We start from the raw sequence: 4,260 nt of genomic DNA, 5'->3' as shown, positions 1-4,260 counted from the left end.
CGGCCGTGTCCTTTCGGACGGGCCGGTCCGGACCGGCGGGGGAGCGGCGGGCGACGGAACGCTCAGGAGACGTCGGCCGCGTGCCGGTCCGTCACCGGCGTCATGGCGCAGGCCGCGAGCAGGCGCCGCAGGCCGGCCTCGTCCGCCAGGTCCGCCTGGTGCTCGTCCAGGAGGCGCCCGATCCGGGGCGCCGCCTCGGCCGGGATGCCGAGCAGGACCGCCGGGTCGTCGCCGGCGCCGGGGCGCAGGTCGACCACGCGGACCAGGAGGTCCTGGCGCAGGTACACGGAGACACCCGCGAACGGGCCTTCCGGGTCGGCGAGGAGCTCCTCGTCGTGCGCGGCCAGGATGCGGGCGACGGACTCCGCGGCGCCCGGCCGTACCGGGTACAGGAACGCCTTGCGCTCGGCGCGGTCGTCGCCGGCGCGGGCGTGCGCGGCGGTGCGCTGGAACGCCTCCGCGAGTGCCGCCCGCATGAAGAACTCCCGTGCACCCTCCGGGTCGTCCAGGTCGCGGGGCTCCACCAGGTACGGGTTGAGCGCCTCCTCGGCGGCGCGCACCTGCGGCTGCCGTGCGACGTGCGCCAGGGCGGCACGCATGTCGCCCCGGATCTCGATGGCCCGCACGACGACGTTGCCGTGCATGAAGACCGAGGTACGGCGCAGCGACGTGGTCTCGTCGACGTGCGGGTCCGGCGGGTCGTAGTCGCTCAGGATCCGGGCGACCTCGGCCGAGCTGCCGGGTTCGACCGGGAAGCTCAGCGCGCAGCGGATGATGCCGTCGGCCGCCGCGGTCGGCGGTCGGAGGGCGGGCGCGGCGCCGGTGCGCGGCTCGCCGCCGGACGGGATCGGGCCGGTGGCCGGCGGGTGGAGCGTGCCGGTTTCGCGGGCCACCGCGTACCGCAGCGAACGGGTGCCGCGCACGCAGCCGTGCAGCGGGCGGACCATCAGCTGGTGCTCCGGGCTGTCGACCCAGGCGAGGAACCGGTCCGAGTCCGCCCATTCGCTGGTGATGAGCCACTGGGTGGGATCGTCGATGGACTGGCAGAGCTGGTCGCGCAGGTGGCCCGGAACCCGGGCGACCTGGTCGCGGATGCTCTCGTAGGCGTCCAGGAAGCGCTGCTGCGAGCCTTCGTGGATCTCCAGCATCAGCAGCACGCGCAGCCGCGATCCGCTCGGCCCCTCGGCCGTCCCAGTGCGGTCGCTGTGGTCTCGGACGGTCGTGTCCATATCAGTCCTTCGCTCGTGGGCCCCGGAATCGAGCGTGGACGCGGATGTGACGGAAGGCACCTTTTAAAGGCATATGGGTGATATGTCGACAGGCGGCGCGGATCGCGATCCGTCGCCGGGCACAAGCCACTTCGGCGGATGCCCGGGGTCGAGCGAGAAGGCGGAATGTCGATGAGTGACGAGGGGCGCGGGGACGAGGGGCGTCGGGACCGGCGGCGCCGGGACGAGCGGCGCGGGGGCAATGTGGACGGCGACGGCGCGCGCGGGGGCCGGGCGCGGGCGGGTGGTGGGAGCGGCGCGGGCGGCGTCGAGCACGTGCCCGTGCTCGTGGTCGGCGGTTCCCTGGTGGGGCTGTCGACATCGGTGTTCCTGAGCCGGCTCGGGGTCCGGCACATGGTGGTGGAACGGCACACCGGGACCTCGCGGCATCCGCGGGGGCGCGGCAACAACGTCCGCACGATGGAGCTGTTCCGTACCGCCGGCATCGAGCAGGGCATCCGGGACGCCTCCGCCGTGCTCGCCGACAACCACGGCATCCTCCAGGCCGAGACCATCGCCGGGGACCGGCAGGAATGGCTCTTCAAGGAGATCGACCCGGGCGGCGGCCTCGCCCGGTTCTCACCCAGCTCGTGGTGCCTGTGCAGCCAGAACGACCTTGAACCGGTGCTGGTGCGCTACGCCGCCGAACTGGGCGCACCGGTGCGCTTCGGCACCGAACTGGTCGGGTTCGCGCAGGACGCCACCGGGGTGACCGCGGAGCTGATGGCGCGCGACACCGGCGAGCGCCGGACGGTACGGGCCGACTACCTCGTCGCCGCCGACGGCCCGCGCAGCCCCGTGCGCGAACGCCTGGGGATCGGGGTGTCCGGGCCGGGCGACCTGTTCCACAACGTCAGCATCACCTTCACCTCCAAGCGCCTCGCCGAGTTCGTGGGCGAACGCCGGTTCATCGTCTGCTACTTGACGCACCCTCAGGGCGAGGGGGCGCTGCTGCCGGTGGACAACACCGAGCGCTGGGTGTTCCACGCGCCCTGGCATCCCGAGGACGGCGAGTCGCTCGACGCCTTCACCGACGAGCGCTGCGTCGCGCACATCCGGGCCGGGATGGGGGTGCCGGATCTGGACGTACAAATCACCGGAAAGGCCCCATGGCACGCCGCCGAACGGGTGGCCGACCGGTACCGCGACGGACGGGTGTTCCTGGCCGGCGACTCCGCCCACGAGATGTCGCCGACGGGTGCGTTCGGCTCCAACACCGGCATCCAGGACGCGCACAACCTGGCGTGGAAGCTCGCGGCGGTGCTCGGCGGGCACGCGGATCCCGGGCTCCTGGACACGTACGAGGCGGAGCGGCGCCCGGTGGCGCTGGCGACCGCGACGCGCGCCTCCACGCGTTCGGCCGAGCACAGCCACCCGGGCTACGCGGCTCCGCCGATCGCGGGGCCACCGGCGGGCGGGCCGCCTCCCGGAGTTGCCGCAGGCGGACCTCCCGGAGTTGCCGCAGGCGGGCCCCCTGGGGGTGCGGGGCGGCAGCCCGGCGTACTCGGCGTCGTACTCGGATACCGCTACCCGGCCGGGGCCGTGGTCGGCGGCGACCCCGAAGCGCCCGTCGTGCCGGAGGCGTTCCGCCCGCCGAACGGTGAGCCGGGCACCCGGGCGCCGCACGCCTGGGTGCGCCGCGTGGGCGAGCGGGTGTCGCTCCTGGACCTGTACGAGACGCGGTACGTGCTGCTGACCGGCGATGGGCCGGCCGGGGAACCGTGGCGGCAGGCGGCAGCCTCCCTGGGCGCGCACCTGGCGGTCTACCGGGTAGGCCCCGACGGAGCGGCCTCGGACGCCGGAGCGGCGGACGACGTTCTCGTCACCGAGGAAGGCGTGGACTGGGCCGCACTGCACGGCGTGGGCGGTGAGGGCGCGGTCCTGGTGCGGCCCGACGGGTTCGTGGCCTGGCGTTCGCCCGGCGCCGCGGCCGATGCGAAGCGTGAACTGCGCGACGTGGCAACGGCGTTGTCGCTGCGCGTCGCCGGAACATGAGTGCCGCGGGGCGCACATAGGTCGTGCCCCCGAACTCCCGCCGGGCCCTGGCCGCCCTTCCAAGCGCCGTAACGCAGCGCTTGAAGGGGCAGTCAGGGCCCGCGGAAGTTGGAGGACACCCCTGCCCTCTCGCGTACGCGAACGGCGGATGCCGCCGGACTGTTCGGGTCCGGCGGCATCCGCCGTTCGGTGGGCGGCGTCAGTCGCCGTTCGCGAGCGTCAGCCGCCGGGCACGAGGTGTGCGAAGACCACGACGTTGTCGGGGTAGTCGCGTTGCTTCTTGTCGTACACGCCGCCGCAGGTGATCACGCGCAGCTGGGCGTCGGAGGTCTGCCCGTACACCCGGGCGTCGGGGAAGGCGTTCTTGGCGAACGACTCGACCGAGTCCACCTCGAACGTCGCGGACTTGGCGTCCATCCGGTCCACGGTGATCTTGTCGCCCTTCTTGAGGCCGCCGAGGGCCCAGAAGACCGCCGGGCCGGACTTGGTGTCCACGTGGCCCACCATCACCGCGTTGCCGCGAGCCCCGGGGGCCACGCCGCCTTCGTACCAGCCGGCCAGGTTCCGGTTCGTCGCCGGGGGCACGGTCAGGATGCCCTTGGCGTCCAGTCCCAGCCCGATGACCGGTGCGTCGACGTCGATGGCGGGGATGCGGATCCGCAGTGGCGGGGAGGCCTTCATCGGGCGCGCCGCGGGAGGTGCCGGGGCGGGAGGTGCCGGGGGCGCCGGAGCCGGGGCCGGGGCGGCCGTCGCCGGGTTCCCGGGGGCCGCGGGGGCCGTCGCGCGTGCCGCCGCGGGTTGCGGCGGTTCGCTGTCGCTCTTGAGGTCGTTGCCCACCATGGCCACGCCGAGAATTACCGCACCGGCGGCGACGGCCGTCAGTTTTGCGCGTCCCATTCGCCTGTCCTCCGGAGACACAGATGGTTGTCCTGCTTGGCTCGGGCCGGCCCGGAGAGCTCCGGGTGGGGAGATCGCGGTACGAGTCGCGGGGGGGGGC

3 protein-coding genes are annotated in these 4,260 nt (G+C 73.9%); 1 reads left to right on the top strand and 2 read right to left on the bottom strand.

The genetic code is table 11. The annotated features are described in order from the left end of the window. Nucleotides 1–62 precede the first annotated feature (62 nt). Entirely contained in the window at nt 63–1,229 is a 1,167-nt protein-coding gene (locus AB0C36_RS42570) for a SchA/CurD-like domain-containing protein (RefSeq protein ID WP_358365032.1), read from the bottom strand. A gap of 171 nt (nt 1,230–1,400) precedes the next feature. Here AB0C36_RS42570 and AB0C36_RS42565 point away from each other — a divergent pair, with 171 nt between their 5' ends. Further along, a complete protein-coding gene (locus AB0C36_RS42565) occupies nt 1,401–3,263 on the top strand; it encodes an FAD-dependent oxidoreductase (protein WP_358365029.1) in 1,863 nt (620 codons plus the stop codon). A 219-nt stretch (nt 3,264–3,482) separates the two neighbouring features. On the opposite strand, the gene AB0C36_RS42560 is transcribed toward AB0C36_RS42565, so the two are convergent. Continuing rightward, the gene (locus AB0C36_RS42560) at nt 3,483–4,160 is read right to left on the bottom strand and encodes a class F sortase (protein WP_358365027.1); all 678 of its coding nucleotides are present in this window, start codon (nt 4,158–4,160) and stop codon (nt 3,483–3,485) included. Nucleotides 4,161–4,260: the final 100 nt, after the last annotated feature.

The organism is Streptodolium elevatio, assembly GCF_040649515.1.
Classification (GTDB): Bacteria; Actinomycetota; Actinomycetes; order Streptomycetales; family Streptomycetaceae; genus Yinghuangia; species Yinghuangia elevatio.
The sequence above is the reverse complement of the archived record's forward strand: the minus strand, read 5'-3'. Positions and strand labels throughout refer to the sequence as shown.